Genomic DNA, 15336 nt, shown 5'->3' on the forward strand with positions numbered 1-15336 from the left:
CGGTCAGTCGATCCGCGTCCCGGCGGCCTCGCCGCGCAGGAACGGCGCCAGTCCCTCCGCGCCGAACACGTACGCCGGCGCGTCGAGCGCGAGCAGTTCCCGGACCTTCGCGGCCATCCCTCCCGAAACGTCGGTGGCGTCGCTCGCGCCGAGCGCGTCCGCGACCGCGTCGAACGCGTCGATCTCGTCGATTACGTCCCCTTCGCCGTCGAGGACGCCGGGGACCGTCGAGCAGACGCCCACGCGGCGCGCGCCGAGCCCCGCGGCGAGTTCGACGACCAGCTCGTCGCCCGAGACGACCGTCACCCCGTCGCGCGCAGTCGCCACCCCGTCGCCGTGGAGGACCGGGACGAACCCCTCGCCGAGCAGCGTCGCCACCGACCCGAGCGGGAGGTCGAGCCCGCCGTCAGCTCCCTGTGACCGCGCCGCGAGCGACAGCGGGTGGACGGGCACCACCGGCACGCCGCGCTCGCGGAGGCGCTCCAGCACGTGCGCGTTCAGCCGCTTCATCGCGCCGTGGACCGCGGCCACCGCGTCCGCGTCGCGCGTCCCGTCGGTCGTCGAGACCCCGTGTTCGCTGGCGTGGTGGTGGCCGAAGCTCCCGCCGCCGTGGACGACGACGAGCCGGTCGAGGTCGCCCGCCGCGAGCGCGCCGGCGACGACGTCGCAGGCCGCGTCGAGCGCCGCGTCGTCGAGCGTCTCGGGGCGGCCCTTCTCCGTGATCAGGCTCCCGCCGAGCTTGAGGACGACGGGGGGTGCGGCGACGTCAGCGGCGTCGGCGTCGAGATCGGCCGCGCCGCCCGTCACGGCTCCACCACCCGGACGCCCTCGGTCGCCAGCTCGGCGCGGAACGCCTCCTCGCAGCCCTGCGTGAACGAGAGCGCGGTCTCCGTCGCGTCGCTCTCGTCGAGCGCGACGATGCAGCCGCCGCCGCCCGCGCCGGTGAGCTTCGCGCCGTGTGCGCCCGCGTCCCGCGCGGCCCACACCATCGCGTCGAGCGACCGGGCGGAGACGCCGAGCGCGGCGAGCAGCCCGTGGTTGAAGTCCATCAGCTCGCCCAGCTCCGCGAGCAGCGCCGGCTCCGGGTCGCTCTCCGGGTCGGCGTCGGCGAGCAGCCCCTCGCCGGCCCGGACGAGGTCGCCGACGGATTCGACCGTGTCCGCGGCGAACTCGTGTTCTTCGCGCAGCGCGCGGACGCCGGCGACGAGTTCGCCGGTGTCGCCCGCGCCGCCGTCGAAGCCGACGACGAACGGGAGGTTCGGGGCGTCGATCGGCTCGCAGTCGTCGCCCTCGACCCGCACCGCACCACCCATCGTCGAACAGAAGGTGTCGGCCCTGGAGGCCTGTCCGTCCTGGACCTCGAACTCGGCCCGGTACGCCCGGTCGGCGAGCTCGCGGCGGTCCAGCGGCTCGCCGAGCGCCCGGGTCGCGGCGTCGATACCGGCGACGACCACGGCCGCGGACGACCCCAACCCCGCGCCCAGCGGGATGTCGCTCTCGACGGTGATGTCGAAGCCCGCGTCGGGCGCGCCGGCGGCGTCCCGCGCCTGCTCGACGGCCGCGTCGACGTATCCCATCGCGGCCTCGACGAGCGGAGTCGGCACGTCGACGTCGGGGCGGTCGCCGGTGCCGCCGGCGTACTCCACCGTGAACCCGTCCAGGGAGAGGTCCTCGGCCTCGACGCGCACGTGGTCGTCCTCGCGCGGCTCGGCGGTCACCGTCGCGCGTCGCTCGATGGCCGCCGGCACGGCCGGCTCGCCGTAGACGACGGCGTGTTCGCCGAAGAGGTACACCTTCCCCGGCGCTTCGCAAACGGTCATACGAACTTCCTCTCCCCGCGCGCTTACAGGCGTTGCGCTTGTCGGCGGGGCGAGCGGCGGGGATCCGGAACGTGAGACTGCCCTGCCCCCGTCAGCTTTTCACCGGCGGCCGTCCTCGTGCGCGCCATGACCGCGCTTCCGTCGCTTCTGCGACAGTCGTTCACGAACTTCGTCGAGGGGTTGGCCGTCGCGATCCCCCGCCTGCTCTCGGGGTTGGTCTTCCTCGCGTTGGCGTACGTGACGGTGCGAGTCGTCCTCGCGCTCGTCCGCTCGTCGATCGAGCGTGTGTACGTCGGCGACCGCGAACTGGTCGGCGACCTGATCGTCACGCTCGTGGCCATCTTCCTCTGGTTCGGCGTCGCGCTCACCTTCCTCAAGGTGCTCGGCATGGGCGACATCGCGGCGAGCCTGGGCACCGCCGTCGGCTTCATCGCCCTCGGGGTCTCCTACGCGCTCTCCGAGATGATCGAGGACACGGTGGCGGGCGTCTACCTCCTCCGCGACCCGGACTTCAACGTCGGCTACCGCGTCGAGGCGAAGGGCGTCACCGGCACCGTCGCCGCCATCGAACTCCGGAAGACGCGGATCGACACGGACGCCGGCGACCGGATCGTGATGGCGAACCGCGAGATCGAGCCGCGCTGGACCCACGACGTGCCCGAGGAGCCGGCAGAGGACGCGACGGCCGACGACGGGGCCTCGACCGCCGACTGATCGGGAGCGGCGGTCGACGGACTCTCACCGGGCGAGGAGCCGTCTCCCAAAGCTTATCTATCAGCTACGAAACCCAACTTTCGCTATGTCAACACCCGCTACCGAAACCGGCGGCGAGCGCGTCGAGGGCGACACGACGCTGGCGGCGCTGGCGCACGCGTCGGCGCTCTTCGCCTCCTTCCTCGGACCGATCCTGTTCCTGGTCCTCGCGGACGACGACGACGAACTCGTCAAACAGAACGCGAAGAACTCGCTGAACTTCCAGATAATAGTCTTCGTCTCCCTCATGATCGCGGGCGTCCTGAGCTTCGTGTTCATCGGGCTCCTGCTGTTCCCGATCATCGGGATCGTCGACCTCGTCTTGGTCCTCATCGCCACCGTGAAAGCCAACGACGGACAGGTCTACTCGTACCCGTACACGCCTGACATCGTCTGAGCCCGCGCTCTTTCGGAGCGAGACACCGGTCGCTCGCGGAGGATGAGCGAGCGAAACGTAGTTCGTGAACGCAAAAAGCGACCGGCCTACAGTTCGTCCTCGAAGTCTTCGAGGGCGAACACCGTGTCGGCGCCGCGGCGGTCGAGCGTCTCGTTGGCGAGGAGCCAGTAGACGACCGACAGCGCGCGGCGACCCTTGTTGTTCGTCGGGATGACGAGGTCGACGTTCGACAGCTGGTTGTTGGAGTCGCACATCGCGATGACGGGGATGCCGACGGTGATGGCCTCCTTGACGGCCTGCGCGTCGCCGATCGGGTCGGTCACCACGACGACGTCCGGCTCGATGTAGCCGGCGTAGTCGGGGTTCGTCAGCGTGCCCGGGATGAACCGTCCCGTGCGGGCGCGGGCGCCGATGGCGTCCGCGAACTTCTCCGCCGGGAACCGGCCGTACTGCCGCGAGGACGTGACGAGGATCTGCTCGGGGTCGTAGTTCGCGAGGAAGTCCGCGGCCGTGCGGATCCGCTGATCGGTCAGGCTCACGTCGAGGACGTACAGCCCGTCGTCGCGGACGCGGTGGATGAACCGCTCCATGTCCGCCGTCTTCTGCTGGGTCCCGATGTGGACACCGGCGGAGAGGTAGTCCTCGACGGGGATTAGCAGGTCGACGTCGTCGTCGGGCATGACGTCGTCGTCGAACGGGGAGGCGTCCTCCTCTTCGTCAGCCTCCTCCGCGGCCTCGGCGGCCTCGCTTTCGGCGTCGGCGGACGCCCCAGTTTCGGCGTCAGCGGACGCCTCCTCGGCGCCCGCGTCGGCGGTCGGTTCCTCGGTCGTGTCGGCCTCCTCCTCGACCGCCGCGTCGACCGCCTCGGTCTCCGCGTCGTCGTCGAGTTCGACCGCGTCGTTGTCTTCGCTCATGCGTGGTGTGGGCCCGTCATACCGCGTCGTCCGCGATGCGGACCAGTTCGTTCAGCTTGGCGGTGCGCTCGCCGCCGACCGTGCCGGTCTTGATGTAGCCGGCGTCGGTCGCCACGGCGAGGTGTGCGATGGTGGTGTCCTCGGTCTCCCCCGAACGGTGGGAGATGACCGTCTCGTACCCGTTGCGGGCGGCGAGCTCGACGGCGTCGAACGCGTCAGACAGCGTCCCGATCTGGTTCGGCTTGATCAGGATGCTGTTGGCCGCGCCCGCGTCGATCCCGTCCTGGAGCCGCTCGACGTTGGTGACGAACAGGTCGTCGCCGCAGATCAGCGTCCGGTCGCCGACCCGGTCGGTCAGCTCCGCGAACGCCTCGTAGTCGTTCTCGTCGAGCGGGTCCTCGACGTACGCGAGGTCGTACTCGTCGACGAGCCCGGCGACGTACTCGATCTGCTCGTCGGCCGACTTCGTCTCGTCGCCGTACACGTACGCCTCTCGGTCGTCGTCGTACAGCTCGGCGGCGGCCATGTCGAGTCCGAACCGGATCTCGAACCCGACCTCGTCTTCGACGCGGTCGACCGCCTCGTCGACGACCTCGAACGCGTCCGCGTCCGAGATGGGGGGCGCCCACGCGCCCTCGTCACCCTTCGCCGCGGGGACGCCGCGCTCGTCGAGCACGTCCGCGACCGCCGCGTGGACCGCGGCGTTCGCGAAGACGGCCTCCGAGACGCTCGGCGCGCCGACCGGCGCCGCGAGGAACTCCTGGATGTGGGTCGCCTCCTTGGCGTGCTCCCCGCCGCCGACGACGTTGCCGAGCGGAATCGGGAAGTTCTCGCCGCGGAACGCGCCGCCGAGGTGCTGGTACAGCGGTGCGCCCAGCACGTCGGCGGCCGCCTTCGCCGCCGCCATCGAGATGGCGACCGCGCTGTTGGCACCGATGGCGGAGAAGTCGTCCGTCCCGTCGGCGGCGCGTAAGGCGTTGTCGACCGCGCGCTGGTCGCCCGCGTAGACGCCTTCGAGGCGCGGCACCGCGTGTTCGCGGGCCTTCGCGATCGACTCGCTCGCGGGCAGTTCGATCGCCTCGTACTCGCCCGTCGAGGCCCCGCTGGGGGCCGCCCCGCGGCCGAAGCCGCCGGACTCGGTGAGCACGTCGGCCTCGACCGTCGGGTTCCCCCGCGAGTCGAGCACGCGGCGGAGCGAGACGCTGGTGATCCGCGTCATCAGCTCTCCCTCCGGACGGTGAACGGGAGCGCGCCCGCGTCGTACTCCTCCGCGGCGACGAGGATCGGCTCCGTCTGGTCCGTGTCGATCAGCACGGGCGCCCCGTAGGACACCTGCAGCGCTCGCGCGCCGAGGATGCGTGCCTTCTCGTATCGATTGTATCGCTGTTCTGACATGGTTACTGGTACGGCGAGACGACGTCGACGAGGTCGCGGTGGCTGACCATCATCCGGCGGCAGCAGTGCCGGTCGACCCCGAGGTCGTCGAGCACCTCGCCGGGGTCCTCGTCGCCCTCGCGAGCCCGCTCCTTGAACTCTTCCCAGTGTTCACCCACGACGTTGCCGCACGTGAAACACCGAACGGGAATCATCATGACTGGATCACCTCAGCGGTAGGACTTCTGGTAGCGAGCGCGCGCGCCGGGTCCGCCCCACTTCTTGGGTTCGGACTGGCGCACGTCGTTGACCAGCAGGGTGCGGTCGAAGTTCATGTACGCGTCGCGCAGCTCCGCGTCGCCGAGGTGCTGGACGAGGCCGCGGGCGATGGCGGTCCGCGTCGCGTCCGCCTGGCCGCTGAAGCCGCCGCCCTCGACGTCGATGTCGATGTCGACGCCGTCGCGGAGCTCCTCGCCCGCGATGCGGAACGGCTCGAGCATCTTGAGCCGCGCCTGCTCCGGTTCGACCAGCTCGACTGGCTGGGAGTTGATGCGCACGCGACCCTCGCCCTCGCGCACGGTGGCGCGGGCGACGGCCGTCTTCTTCTTGCCTGAGGTGTTCGTTACCATGTGACGTTGGCTCCCAGAGACTCGGAGATCTCCCCGAGCGTGGTGAATTTGATGTTCGAGAGGCGGTCGAGCGAGGTGCCGTCGAGGACGACGCTCTCGACGTCCTCGTCGCGCTCGTAGGGGTTCCCGACGTACACGCGCACGTTCGAGAACGCCTCGCGGCCGTCCTCCGACTTGTACGGCAGCATGCCGCGGATGGCGCGCTTGAAGATCCGGTCCGGACGCTTGGGGTAGTAGGGCCCGCTGTCCGAGCCGAGCTCCGCGCGCTTGTGATACGTCTCCATCGTCGCCTCCTCGTTGCCGGTGATGACGGCGCGCTCGGCGTTGACGACGGCGACGGTCTCCCCGGCGAGGACGCGCTGCGCGACCTCGGAGGAGACGCGACCGAGGATACAGTCGCGGGCGTCGATGACGACATCCGCGTCGATTTTCGCGAGGCTCATCGGATCACCCGCACGTTGCTTCCTTCGGGGTTCTGTTCGACGTACTGTTCAAGCGTCACCGCTTCGCCGGCCTGGTCGATCTTCGTCCGGGCGGTCCCGGAGAAGTCGACGGCGGCGACGGTAACGTTCGTTTCGAGCACACCGCTGCCCAGCACCTTGCCGGGGACGACGACCGTCTCGTCTTCCTGCGCGTATCGTTCGATACGGCCCAGGTTGACCTCAGCGTGCGTGCGCCGTGGCTTCTCCAGTCGGTCGGCGACGTCCTGCCACACGTTGGCACCGGAGTCACGCGAGACCGACTTCAGATCGGCAATGAGGTTCTGTAGTTTCGGGTTCGTCTTGCTACTCATAGCTGTCCCTCCTGAACGGAGAGTTCGTGGAAAACGGAGTGCAGGGAGCAGGATTTGAACCTGCGGACCTCTACAGGACAGCGCCCTGAACGCTGCGCCGTTGGCCTGACTTGGCTATCCCTGCGTGCACTCCACCGTATTCCGGCTCCCTTCAAACCACTTTCGGTCCCGGCGTCCCCGCGGTCGGTCGCGGGCGCTCCGGCGGTCGGAGCGGCGCCGCAGCTGTCTGCGGGGGCGACGGTCAGGGGATTGGTTCGAAGGGCCGTCATTTCCTTATACTGCGACTTTCGTCTGTAGTTCGTCCGCGCGCTCCTCGATGGAGTCGATGGCGCGGAGCAGCAGTTCCTCGACGTCGAACGAGCCGTCCGTCTCGATGTGGAAGACGAACGCCCCCGGCACGTCCTCGACCGCGACCTCCTTCCCGGGGAACCGTTCCGAGAGGTCGTTGTCGAACTCGTCGGTGAGCTCGATCTCTCCGTCCGGCGTCTCGATGACGCCGCGGAGGATGTTCGGCTCGTCGTCGTCGAACTCGCCGCGGTCGCCCTCGACCGAGACGCGCTGGAGGTGACGGTACCCGACGGAGACGCCGCCCTGGTGTTTGGCGTGCTCCTTGCCGGTGTCGAGGACCGCGTCGGCCTCGAACTCCAACCGCTGTCCCTCCTTCAGCTCGATGATCGGAACGTTCTCGTCGGCGACTTCGACGAGCGGATCGCTGCTCTCGATGTCGCCGGAGTACGCCGTCGCCGGGCCTTCGACGTCGAGCGCGAGGGTGACCTCGTCGCCGAGTTCGAAGTCGTCGAGCGGCGTCGTCAGGGGCACCAGCCCCAGACGCAGGCCGATCATCTCGTCGAACATGACCGAGGAGTTCTCGACGAACCGGACCGTGTCGATCGAGAACGTCGGGACGTCGGCGATCATCGCGCGGCGAATGCCGTTGGCGAACGCCGGCGTGAGCCCGCGGATCAGCACCCGCGCGCTGCGATCGTCCCGTTCGACGTACTGGACGTCGAATTCGTCTTCGGTCATGTCAGACTCGCTTGTTCTTCGGCGCCTTCGTCCCGTCGTGCGGGATCGGCGTGACGTCCTCGATGCGCCCGATCTCGACGCCCGCACGCGAGAGCGCGCGGATCGTCGCCTGCGCACCGGGACCGGTGGACTTGTTGAGGTTGCCGCCGGGGCCGCGCACGCGAACGTGTACGCCCTCCAGGCCGGCGTCCTTGACGCGCTCGGCGACGACCTCCGCCATCTGCATGGCGGCGTACGGCGACGCCTCGTCGCGGTTCTGCTTCACCACGGTGCCGCCGGACGACTTGGCGATCGTCTCGGCGCCCGTCTCGTCGGTGACCGTGATGAGCGTGTTGTTGAACGACGCGTACACGTGGGCGATGCCCCACTTTCCTCCGTCCTCGGATTCACTCATGGTTGGTTACTCCTGTGACTCCGCGCGCTCGGGGTGGAGATCGTCCGCGAGCGGGCTCGTCTCGTCGAAGGCGATGGCGCCCTCGTCGTCGACGTCCACCTTCACCGACGGGCGCGTGACGCGAGCGCCGTTGACGGTGATGTGGCCGTGGACGATGAACTGGCGGGCCTGCTGGGTCGAAGAGGCGAATCCCTGGCGGTAGACGATCGTCTGGAGCCGGCGCTCCAGGAGGTCCGTCACGTCGAGCGACAGGACCGTCGAGATGTCGTCGTTGTCGCCGAGGATGCCGATCCGACGGAGCCGTGCGACGAACTCCGCGCCGGCGTCCTGGGCGGCGTCGACGTCGCCCTGCGCCTCGCCGAGGAGCCGTCGGGCCTCTCGACGCATGTTACGCAGTTCGGACTGCGCTCGCCAGAACTCCTCTTTGTTCTTCAGACCGTACCGCGAGAGGAGGTCGGACTCCTCGGCGATGCGCTCGCCCTGGTACGGGTGGTTCGGCGTCTCGTAGCCCTTGGTGTTCTTGCCGGTACTCATTCCTCGTCACCCGCTTCGTCGTCCGCCATCTCCTCGCGGATCTCCTCGACGTTGACCCCGATGGTCCCCTCCGAGCGACCCGTGGACTTGGTGCGCTGGCCGCGGACCTTCTGCCCGCGCTTGTGGCGCACGCCCTTGTACGATTCGATGATCTTCATGCGGTTGATGTCGTGACGGCGCTTCTCGTTGACGTCCGTGCCGACGAGGTGCGTCGTCTCTCCGCTGAAGAAGTCGTTCTGTCGGTTCGTCATCCACGACGGGACGTGGTCTTCGAGGTTCTCGGCGATGTCGACCACCGCGTCGATGTCATCCTCGTCGAGGAGCCCGAACGTGGCGTTTCTGTCCACGTCGGCCTTCTCGGCGACCAGCCGCGCCGTGCGCGTGCCGATGCCGTCGAGTTCGGACAGGCTTCGCTCGACCGTCTTCGTCCCGTCGAGGTCCGCGCCCCCGATCCGAACGAAGTACTGGAGGTCTTCCTCCTCCTCCGGCGAGTCGTCCTGTGATTCTTCCGTGCTCATGTGTTGGTTGTGGTGAGCCCTACCGGCGCGAATCCGGCGGTACTCGTCCGTTCGAGCGTTGCGGCGGGGATTCGAACCCCGGAGGCAGTGACGCCACAGAGTTAGCAACCCTGCGCCTTGGGCCAGGCTTGGCTACCGCAACCCGCGTTGTATCATCGCCCTCTCGGACTCGGGACCCGACGCCCCTGCAGTTCGTGCGTTCGTATGCTCCCGCTTTCGGTACTTAAACATCACGAAACGCCCGGGTCGCTGTGGCGGTCTCGCACGGTCGTCGCTTGGGTGGTATCGGAGTCCGACGAGATCGCGGCGGACGCGTCGGATCCGTCGAGGTGGAGCTGTTGGAGTCCTGTTGTTCAAACGCTGTCTCGGCTGAAACAGTTGGTCACCGAGTAGCGCTTCTCGATCGTTTCGGGAGCAGATGCGCCGGAGCGCTTCGGCGTTATTTATAAACAACTCGTGACTTCGCGGTGAACACCGCCTAAGCCCCAGCCGCGAGGGCTCGGTGCGCTCGCTGTCGCCCGAAAATCTTCGATTTTCGGGATGACGAGAGAGCTTCACTCTCTCGAACCACGCGCCTCGGTCGCTCACTTCGTTCGCTCCCTCGGTGCGAACGTCGCGCGCCTTCGCCCTCGCGGCTGCCCCTTTGAGTCCCACCCGACCGCGACCGCACGGCACCTCACGCCTCCCCAGCCTCGTCGGGCGCGTCCGTCGGGCTCCCTTCGGTCGCCCTCGGCGCGCCCGACTCCCTCGCGCGTGCTGATTCGCGGCCTCCGCTTCGCTCCGGCCGCTCGCCGGCACGCGCCACCGCAATGTCATTTATAACTGGCCGCTACCCTCGAGACGCGCCGTCCGTTTCCGTGAGGCGTACTGTTTAGTGGGTCCCGCGGGAGGGTCCGCGTATGCAAGCCGTTCAGTTCGCCGACCACGGCGACCGCGACGTGATCGAGTACGGCGAGTTCCCCGACCCCGAACCCGACCGCGGCGAGGTGCTCGTCGACGTCAAGGCCGGCGCCTTGAACCACCTCGACATCTGGACGCGGCGCGGGATGCCCGGCATCGACCTGGAGATGCCGCACATCCCGGGCAGCGACGCGGCGGGCGTCGTCGAGGCCGTCGGCGAGGGCGTGACGCGGTTCGAGCCGGGCGACCACGTCGCCGTGAGCGCGGGCGTCTCCTGCGGGAACTGCGAGTTCTGCCGCAACGGCGAGGAGTCGCTGTGCGTCTCCTTCCACATCATCGGCGAACACGTCCGCGGCGTCCACGCCGAGAAGGCGGCGGTTCCCGCCGAGAACCTCGTTCCGGTCCCGGACGGCGTCGACTGGGAGGTCGCCGGCTCCGCGTCGCTCGTCTTCCAGACCGCGTGGCGCATGCTCCAGACGCGCGCCGACATCGAGGCGGGCGAGAAGGTGCTCGTCCTCGGCGCCTCCGGCGGCGTCGGCCACGCCGCGGTCCAGATCGCCGACCACGCGGGCTGTGAGGTGTTCGCGACCGCCTCCACCGAGGCGAAGCTCTCGCACGCCGAGGAGTGCGGCGCCGACCACGTCATCGACTACGAGGCGAACGACTTCGCCGAGGAGATCGACGCGCTCACCGGCAAGCGCGGCGTCGACGTCGTCGTCGACCACGTCGGCGAGGCGACGTATCCGAACTCACTGAAGTCGATGGCGAAGGGCGGCCGGCTCGTCACCTGCGGCGCGACCACCGGCCCGAACCCGGGCGCCGGGCTCAACCGCATCTTCTGGAACCAGCTGTCGGTCCTCGGCTCGACGATGGCGACGCCGGGCGAGGTCGACGAGGTCTTGGACCTCGTCTGGGACGGCACCTTCGAACCGCGCGTCCGCGAGGTGCTGCCGATGAGCGAGGCCGCGCGCGCACACGAGATGATCGAGAACCGTGAGGGCTTTGGCAAAGTGGTGGTTAAACCCGACAGTGAGCTCTGAGACCGACGCCGGCGCGGACGCGACCGCTGACGGCACCACCGACGGCGGCTACGTCCACGTCCCGGAGGACGACGGCGGCGAGAGCGAGGGGGCCGCCGGCCCCGAAGCGTCGGCGTCGGCCACCGACGAACCCACCGCCGACGGTTTCGGTCGCGAGGGGTGGGCGCTGACGGCGGCGATTTTCGTCTGCGCGCTCGTCATCCCGGGGATCATCTACGTCTACCCGTACGCCGCGGGCTGGTTCGGGCTCCCCTTCTTCGCGACGTACCTCGCGCTCCCGCTCGTCCCCGCGCTCCTCCTCGGCCTCGTCGCGGTCTGGTCGATGACGGCCGCGACGGCCAATAGCGAGCCCTGACCGCGGCCGGCTTCGCCCCGGTCAGATCGCCCCGTCGCGCCGTCGAACGACAACCGTTTTGAACGACACCCGCGCAGTGGTGATATGTTGATCACCGTCTCCGGCCCGCCTGGGAGCGGGAAGAGCACCAACGCCGTCCAGCTGGCGGACGCGCTCGGTCTCGGGCACGTCTCCGGCGGCGACATCTTTCGCGAGATGGCGGCCGAACGCGACATGACGCCCGTCGAGTTCAACGAGTTCGCCGAGGAGGACCCCCAGATCGACCGGGACCTCGACCGCCGGCTCCGCGAGATCGCGGTCGAGCGCGACGACGTCGTCCTCGAATCGCGGCTCGCCGGGTGGCTCGCGGCCGACCACGCCGACTTCCGGTTCTGGTTCGACGCGCCGCTGTCGGTCCGCGCGGAGCGGATCGCGGAGCGCGAGGCGAAGCCCGTCGACCGCGCGGCGACGGAGACGGAGCGACGCGAGGCCTCCGAGCGCAAGCGGTACCGCGAGTACTACGACATCGACATCGATGACCTCTCGATCTACGACGCCGCGTACAACACCGCCCGCTGGGGCCCCGAACGGTTCCTCGACGTCCTCGTCGCCACCGTCGAGGCGTACGATCCCGACGACGACGAGGGGAAAGCGCCCGTCGAGGGCGTCAGTTACGACTTCTGAGCCCCACCCGCCGCACACCTCATGACAGACGCCTCCGACGCCGACGCCGACGCTCCCGCCGACGGCGAGGGGCCCCTCAGAGCGCCGCCCGGCGAGCGCTCGGTGCCGGAGCTGCTCCGATTCGGCGTCGTCAACCTCGACAAGCCGGCCGGCCCCTCCTCGCATCAGGTGTCGGCGTGGGTTCGCGACGCGATAGACGAGACGCTCGCAGCGCTTGACCCCGAGGGCCCTCCCACCGGCGGCGTCGCCCACTCGGGCACGCTCGACCCGAAGGTCACCGGCTGCCTTCCCACCCTGACCGGCGACGCGACGCGCATGGCGCAGGTGTTCTTAGAGGGCACCAAGGAGTACGTCGCGGTGCTGGAGATCCACGGCTCGGCCCCGGCGGACTTCGAGGACGTGGTCGCGGAGTTCGAGAGCGAGATCTACCAGAAGCCGCCGCGGAAGAGCGCCGTGAGCCGTCGACTCCGCACGCGGACGATCCACGACCTCGACGTGCTGGAGGTCGACGACCGGCAGGCGCTCATCCGGATCCGTTGCGAGTCGGGGACGTACGTGCGGAAACTGTGCCACGACATCGGGCTCGCGACCGGCGTCGGCGCGCACATGGGTCACCTTCGGCGCACCGCGACCGACCCGTTCGACGACCGCGACCTCCACACACTTCAGGACCTCGTGGACGCGCTCGCGTGGGCCGAGGACGGCGACGACACGCTCCTCCGCGAGGTGGTCCGTCCGGCGGAGGACGCCCTGACGCACCTCCCCGCGGTGACGGTCGCGCGGTCCGCCGCGCGCAGCGTCGCGACCGGCGCGCCCGTGTACGCGCCCGGCGTGATCGACGTCGACGACGACGCCGCTCGGCCGGACCGCGACGGCGACGACGACCCGCCGCTCGTTGCGTGTTTCACGCCCGACGGCGTCGCGGTCTGTCTCGGGCGCGTCGTCGGCGATCCGGACGCCGACAGCGGGATCGCCGTCGACTTGGAGCGCGTTCTTTTATAACTCCGCCATCCCCGGGTTCGGGTATGGACGAGTCGGACGCGAACGGGGAAGCGGGCGGACGGATCGAACTCGGAAGCGCGAGCGCCGCGCCGGGGACGCTCGACCGCGGCCGGCTCCCGGTCGCGGAGCTCCCGACCGGAGGCGCGGAGCGGCTCCCGGTCGTCGTCGCGAACGGCGCCGAAGCCGGACCGACGCTGTGGCTCACGGGCGGCGTCCACGGCGACGAGGCGACCGGCGTCGCGGTCGTTCAGGACGCGGTCGCGGCCTTCGGCGACTGCCTCGCCGACCTCGCGGGCGCGGTCGTCGCGGTGCCCGCGGCCTCCCCCGCGGGACTCCGTCGCAACGCGAGAGAGACGTACTACGCCGACGAGGACCCGAACCGTCACTTCCCGGACGCCGACGCGGAGTCAGCGCGCCCGCCGAAGCTCCAGGAGCGGATCGACGCCCGCCTGTACGCCGCGATCACGGGTGAGGTGCCCGACGACGCGGGCGAGTCCGCGGACGATTCGAGGCAGTTCGCCGTCGAGACGGTCGGGACGAACGCAGCCGCGGACGCGCTGATCGACTGCCACACCGCCGGCGTCGGCAGCGAGCCGTTCGCCATCCGGGACCGCGTCCTCTACGGCGACCGGCGAAGCGAGTCCGAGGCGGCCGCGCTCTTCGAGGACCTCGGCCGGCTGGTCGACGCGTTCGGCCTCCCGGTCGTCCGGGAGTACCCCGCCGCGGAGTACGTCGAGGAGAACCTTCAGCGCTCGACCGCGGGCGCCGTGCTCAACGAGGCCGGGATACCAGCGTTCACGGCGGAGCTGGGCGCCCACAGCGTCGTCGACGACGCCATCCTCGACGCGGGCGTCGCGGGCGCCTTCGGCGTCGCGGTCGAACTCGGATTATTGGACTCCGGCGACGTGCCCGAGTCGGTCGGCGAGCCCGGCGTCGGCGTCGATCCCGCTCCGGTCGAGTTCCCCGTGCGGCGCTTCCGCGGGCCGACGACCGACGACTCCGGCCTCGTCCGGCACCGCGTCGCGGCCGGCGACGTGTTCGCCGAGGGCGACGTGCTCGCGAGCGTGGTCGACGCCGCGGGCGCGGAGCGCGCGACGGTCCGCGCCGACAGCGACGGGTACGTCCTCGGTCGGTGCGAGGGGCTGGCCGTCTACGAGGGCGACCCGATCGGCAGCCTCGCGGTCCGGGACGACGGCGCCCTCGTGGTCCCGCGGGACGCCGACGAGGAGTGAAGCGAAGTCCTTAATTACCGGACCGTCGTTTTTCAGCGTGTAGTCAGGGACCGTGGGGTAGTGGTATCCTATGCGGATGGGGTCCGTATGACCTGAGTTCGACTCTCAGCGGTCCCACTTCAATTTCTACGGAAACCAGCGTTAGTAGTCCCGGGATTGTTCGTTTCGTAGACGCGAGGGAACGACCGATCCGATAACATCCACGAAACCGTTGCGACTCACCATTGTCACTGGTTTGGCGCCAGCACCGATCAAAAGCAAGCAAAAACTGCGGAAAAAGACGCTGTATCAGCCGATTAGCTGAAGTCCCAGGTGTCCTCAAAGATCGCGTTCCCGCTCGGGTCGTGGATTATCCGAACTGTAGCGTCTCCACTGGGACTAATACTCGAAATACTGGCGTTTCTCCGTTCACCACTTTGCCAGTCACCACTTCCGAAGTTGTCTCCTCTCTGTCCGTCGACTGAGACAACGAGGTCAGACCCCTCAATTGCTTGACCGCCGGTCTTGGTTACGGTGATATTGTCTGTGGAGTTACTCTCGATCGTAAAGCTCGCCTGCGGCGCGGTATCGCCTAACTGATCGCCGAGTCCGAGGACGAACGTCCCGATGACGGCCGCCAGGATGACTGTGATCGCGACCATCAAGATGACCCCGATAACGGGGCTCACCGCGCGGTCGTCCGATTTGGATTGGTTCTGTGGTTTCATTGTTTGAACCCAGCGGTTCACCGAGAAACGGGAATGAGAGACTCGTGTGCCATAGTCGAAGTGGCCCTCAGGTCCGTTCCGATCGGTTGCTGGTTAGCTAAACGGATGAGGACTGGGCTTATGTACTTAATGGCATGAATATCAGCGCTGAAAGTTGAGCGCGTAGCCCCGGCCTACTCGGGACGTCGTCCCGAAACCGCCGACTCGGACGCCGGTTCGGGGAAGTAGCGTGGGGCGTCTGGATCGCGCGATCACCTCGGGCACCGCTCCGCAACCACTAAACGC

The 15336-nt window shown here is 68.9% G+C and carries 21 protein-coding genes and 3 tRNA genes; 8 read left to right on the plus strand and 16 right to left on the minus strand.

Annotated elements, in window-relative coordinates; all coding sequences use genetic code 11:
- Positions 1-3: 3 nt before the first annotated feature.
- The gene (locus tag C466_RS04085; protein ID WP_004595266.1) at positions 4-807 is read right to left on the minus strand and encodes an isopentenyl phosphate kinase; all 804 of its coding nucleotides are present in this window, start codon (positions 805-807) and stop codon (positions 4-6) included.
- Positions 804-1820 carry a mevalonate kinase gene (mvk, locus tag C466_RS04090; RefSeq protein ID WP_004595265.1) on the minus strand — a complete coding sequence of 339 codons (1017 nt, stop codon included), beginning with the start codon at positions 1818-1820 and terminating at the stop codon, positions 804-806. Before mvk ends, C466_RS04085 begins: the two co-directional genes overlap by 4 nt.
- 126 nt (positions 1821-1946) lie before the next feature.
- Here mvk and C466_RS04095 point away from each other — a divergent pair, with 126 nt between their 5' ends.
- Positions 1947-2534, plus strand: coding sequence for a mechanosensitive ion channel domain-containing protein (locus tag C466_RS04095; RefSeq protein WP_004595264.1), 588 nt, complete (start codon positions 1947-1949; stop codon positions 2532-2534).
- 85 nt (positions 2535-2619) lie between these two features.
- The gene (locus C466_RS04100; RefSeq protein ID WP_004595263.1) at positions 2620-2970 is read left to right on the plus strand and encodes a DUF4870 domain-containing protein; all 351 of its coding nucleotides are present in this window, start codon (positions 2620-2622) and stop codon (positions 2968-2970) included.
- Positions 2971-3056: 86 nt separating this feature from the next.
- Here the strand turns inward: C466_RS04100 and rpsB are convergent, their stop codons facing one another.
- The 13 genes from rpsB to C466_RS04165 form a co-directional block, all read right to left on the minus strand.
- Positions 3057-3884 (minus strand): 30S ribosomal protein S2, encoded by an 828-nt coding sequence (gene rpsB / locus C466_RS04105; protein WP_004595262.1) that lies wholly within the window; start codon positions 3882-3884, stop codon positions 3057-3059.
- Between the two features lie 16 nt (positions 3885-3900).
- Positions 3901-5103, minus strand: coding sequence for a phosphopyruvate hydratase (gene eno, locus C466_RS04110; protein WP_004595261.1), 1203 nt, complete (start codon positions 5101-5103; stop codon positions 3901-3903).
- A complete protein-coding gene (locus C466_RS04115; protein WP_004595260.1) occupies positions 5103-5279 on the minus strand; it encodes a DNA-directed RNA polymerase subunit K in 177 nt (58 codons plus the stop codon). The genes eno and C466_RS04115 overlap by 1 nt, the downstream gene beginning before the upstream one ends.
- Before the next feature lie 2 nt (positions 5280-5281).
- The gene (locus tag C466_RS04120) at positions 5282-5476 is read right to left on the minus strand and encodes a DNA-directed RNA polymerase subunit N (RefSeq protein ID WP_004595259.1); all 195 of its coding nucleotides are present in this window, start codon (positions 5474-5476) and stop codon (positions 5282-5284) included.
- A gap of 12 nt (positions 5477-5488) precedes the next feature.
- Positions 5489-5887: a 30S ribosomal protein S9 gene (locus tag C466_RS04125; RefSeq protein WP_004595258.1), complete on the minus strand. Its 399-nt coding sequence runs from the start codon at positions 5885-5887 to the stop codon at positions 5489-5491.
- Positions 5881-6330, minus strand: a complete 450-nt coding sequence (locus C466_RS04130) for a 50S ribosomal protein L13 (protein ID WP_004595257.1) — start codon at positions 6328-6330, stop codon at positions 5881-5883. The genes C466_RS04125 and C466_RS04130 overlap by 7 nt, the downstream gene beginning before the upstream one ends.
- Positions 6327-6680, minus strand: a complete 354-nt coding sequence (locus C466_RS04135) for a 50S ribosomal protein L18e (protein WP_004595256.1) — start codon at positions 6678-6680, stop codon at positions 6327-6329. The genes C466_RS04130 and C466_RS04135 overlap by 4 nt, the downstream gene beginning before the upstream one ends.
- A gap of 39 nt (positions 6681-6719) precedes the next feature.
- Positions 6720-6804: transfer RNA gene (locus C466_RS04140), tRNA-Leu, on the minus strand.
- Positions 6805-6953: 149 nt separating this feature from the next.
- A complete protein-coding gene (locus tag C466_RS04145; RefSeq protein ID WP_004595255.1) occupies positions 6954-7706 on the minus strand; it encodes a DNA-directed RNA polymerase subunit D in 753 nt (250 codons plus the stop codon).
- 1 nt (position 7707) lies between these two features.
- Positions 7708-8100, minus strand: a complete 393-nt coding sequence (locus tag C466_RS04150) for a 30S ribosomal protein S11 (RefSeq protein WP_004595254.1) — start codon at positions 8098-8100, stop codon at positions 7708-7710.
- A 6-nt stretch (positions 8101-8106) separates the two neighbouring features.
- Positions 8107-8634: a 30S ribosomal protein S4 gene (locus tag C466_RS04155; RefSeq protein WP_004595253.1), complete on the minus strand. Its 528-nt coding sequence runs from the start codon at positions 8632-8634 to the stop codon at positions 8107-8109.
- The gene (locus tag C466_RS04160; protein ID WP_004595252.1) at positions 8631-9152 is read right to left on the minus strand and encodes a 30S ribosomal protein S13; all 522 of its coding nucleotides are present in this window, start codon (positions 9150-9152) and stop codon (positions 8631-8633) included. Before C466_RS04160 ends, C466_RS04155 begins: the two co-directional genes overlap by 4 nt.
- A gap of 56 nt (positions 9153-9208) precedes the next feature.
- Positions 9209-9294, minus strand: a tRNA-Ser gene (locus C466_RS04165).
- Between the two features lie 757 nt (positions 9295-10051).
- Between C466_RS04165 and C466_RS04170 the strand changes: the two genes are divergently transcribed.
- The 6 genes from C466_RS04170 to C466_RS04195 all read left to right on the plus strand — a co-directional run bounded on the left by C466_RS04170 (position 10052) and on the right by C466_RS04195 (position 14461).
- Positions 10052-11092: a zinc-binding dehydrogenase gene (locus C466_RS04170; protein WP_004595251.1), complete on the plus strand. Its 1041-nt coding sequence runs from the start codon at positions 10052-10054 to the stop codon at positions 11090-11092.
- Positions 11082-11447, plus strand: a complete 366-nt coding sequence (locus tag C466_RS04175; RefSeq protein WP_004595250.1) for a hypothetical protein — start codon at positions 11082-11084, stop codon at positions 11445-11447. Before C466_RS04170 ends, C466_RS04175 begins: the two co-directional genes overlap by 11 nt.
- A gap of 84 nt (positions 11448-11531) precedes the next feature.
- Complete coding sequence (cmk, locus tag C466_RS04180; protein ID WP_004595249.1) at positions 11532-12110, plus strand: (d)CMP kinase; 579 nt, start codon at positions 11532-11534, stop codon at positions 12108-12110.
- A gap of 21 nt (positions 12111-12131) precedes the next feature.
- On the plus strand, positions 12132-13112 hold the full coding sequence (locus tag C466_RS04185) for an RNA-guided pseudouridylation complex pseudouridine synthase subunit Cbf5 (protein ID WP_004595248.1): 981 nt from the start codon (positions 12132-12134) through the stop codon (positions 13110-13112).
- Positions 13113-13135: 23 nt separating this feature from the next.
- Positions 13136-14344, plus strand: a complete 1209-nt coding sequence (locus C466_RS04190) for a succinylglutamate desuccinylase/aspartoacylase family protein (RefSeq protein WP_004595247.1) — start codon at positions 13136-13138, stop codon at positions 14342-14344.
- A 46-nt stretch (positions 14345-14390) separates the two neighbouring features.
- Positions 14391-14461 (plus strand) — tRNA-Pro (locus tag C466_RS04195).
- Positions 14462-14640: 179 nt separating this feature from the next.
- Here C466_RS04195 and C466_RS04200 read toward each other — a convergent pair.
- Positions 14641-15051: a type IV pilin gene (locus C466_RS04200; RefSeq protein WP_004599583.1), complete on the minus strand. Its 411-nt coding sequence runs from the start codon at positions 15049-15051 to the stop codon at positions 14641-14643.
- Positions 15052-15336 lie beyond the last annotated feature (285 nt).

The sequence above is a fragment of the Halorubrum distributum JCM 10118 genome, from assembly GCF_000337335.1.
Classification (GTDB): domain Archaea; phylum Halobacteriota; class Halobacteria; order Halobacteriales; family Haloferacaceae; genus Halorubrum; species Halorubrum distributum.

Bases quoted from the DNA above. Each gene is read 5' to 3' on its own strand.
- C466_RS04095 (WP_004595264.1), top strand. From the start codon at position 1,947: ATGACCGCGCTTCCGTCGCTTCTGCGACAGTCGTTCACGAACTTCGTC.
- C466_RS04150 (WP_004595254.1), bottom strand. From the start codon at position 8,100: ATGAGTGAATCCGAGGACGGAGGAAAGTGGGGCATCGCCCACGTGTAC.
- C466_RS04100 (WP_004595263.1), top strand. From the start codon at position 2,620: ATGTCAACACCCGCTACCGAAACCGGCGGCGAGCGCGTCGAGGGCGAC.
- C466_RS04190 (WP_004595247.1), top strand. From the start codon at position 13,136: ATGGACGAGTCGGACGCGAACGGGGAAGCGGGCGGACGGATCGAACTC.
- C466_RS04125 (WP_004595258.1), bottom strand. From the start codon at position 5,887: ATGGTAACGAACACCTCAGGCAAGAAGAAGACGGCCGTCGCCCGCGCC.
- cmk (WP_004595249.1), top strand. From the start codon at position 11,532: ATGTTGATCACCGTCTCCGGCCCGCCTGGGAGCGGGAAGAGCACCAAC.
- C466_RS04120 (WP_004595259.1), bottom strand. From the start codon at position 5,476: ATGATGATTCCCGTTCGGTGTTTCACGTGCGGCAACGTCGTGGGTGAA.
- mvk (WP_004595265.1), bottom strand. From the start codon at position 1,820: ATGACCGTTTGCGAAGCGCCGGGGAAGGTGTACCTCTTCGGCGAACAC.
- C466_RS04160 (WP_004595252.1), bottom strand. From the start codon at position 9,152: ATGAGCACGGAAGAATCACAGGACGACTCGCCGGAGGAGGAGGAAGAC.
- C466_RS04115 (WP_004595260.1), bottom strand. From the start codon at position 5,279: ATGTCAGAACAGCGATACAATCGATACGAGAAGGCACGCATCCTCGGC.
- C466_RS04155 (WP_004595253.1), bottom strand. From the start codon at position 8,634: ATGAGTACCGGCAAGAACACCAAGGGCTACGAGACGCCGAACCACCCG.
- rpsB (WP_004595262.1), bottom strand. From the start codon at position 3,884: ATGAGCGAAGACAACGACGCGGTCGAACTCGACGACGACGCGGAGACC.
- C466_RS04200 (WP_004599583.1), bottom strand. From the start codon at position 15,051: ATGAAACCACAGAACCAATCCAAATCGGACGACCGCGCGGTGAGCCCC.
- C466_RS04185 (WP_004595248.1), top strand. From the start codon at position 12,132: ATGACAGACGCCTCCGACGCCGACGCCGACGCTCCCGCCGACGGCGAG.
- C466_RS04170 (WP_004595251.1), top strand. From the start codon at position 10,052: ATGCAAGCCGTTCAGTTCGCCGACCACGGCGACCGCGACGTGATCGAG.
- C466_RS04135 (WP_004595256.1), bottom strand. From the start codon at position 6,680: ATGAGTAGCAAGACGAACCCGAAACTACAGAACCTCATTGCCGATCTG.
- eno (WP_004595261.1), bottom strand. From the start codon at position 5,103: ATGACGCGGATCACCAGCGTCTCGCTCCGCCGCGTGCTCGACTCGCGG.
- C466_RS04130 (WP_004595257.1), bottom strand. From the start codon at position 6,330: ATGAGCCTCGCGAAAATCGACGCGGATGTCGTCATCGACGCCCGCGAC.
- C466_RS04145 (WP_004595255.1), bottom strand. From the start codon at position 7,706: ATGACCGAAGACGAATTCGACGTCCAGTACGTCGAACGGGACGATCGC.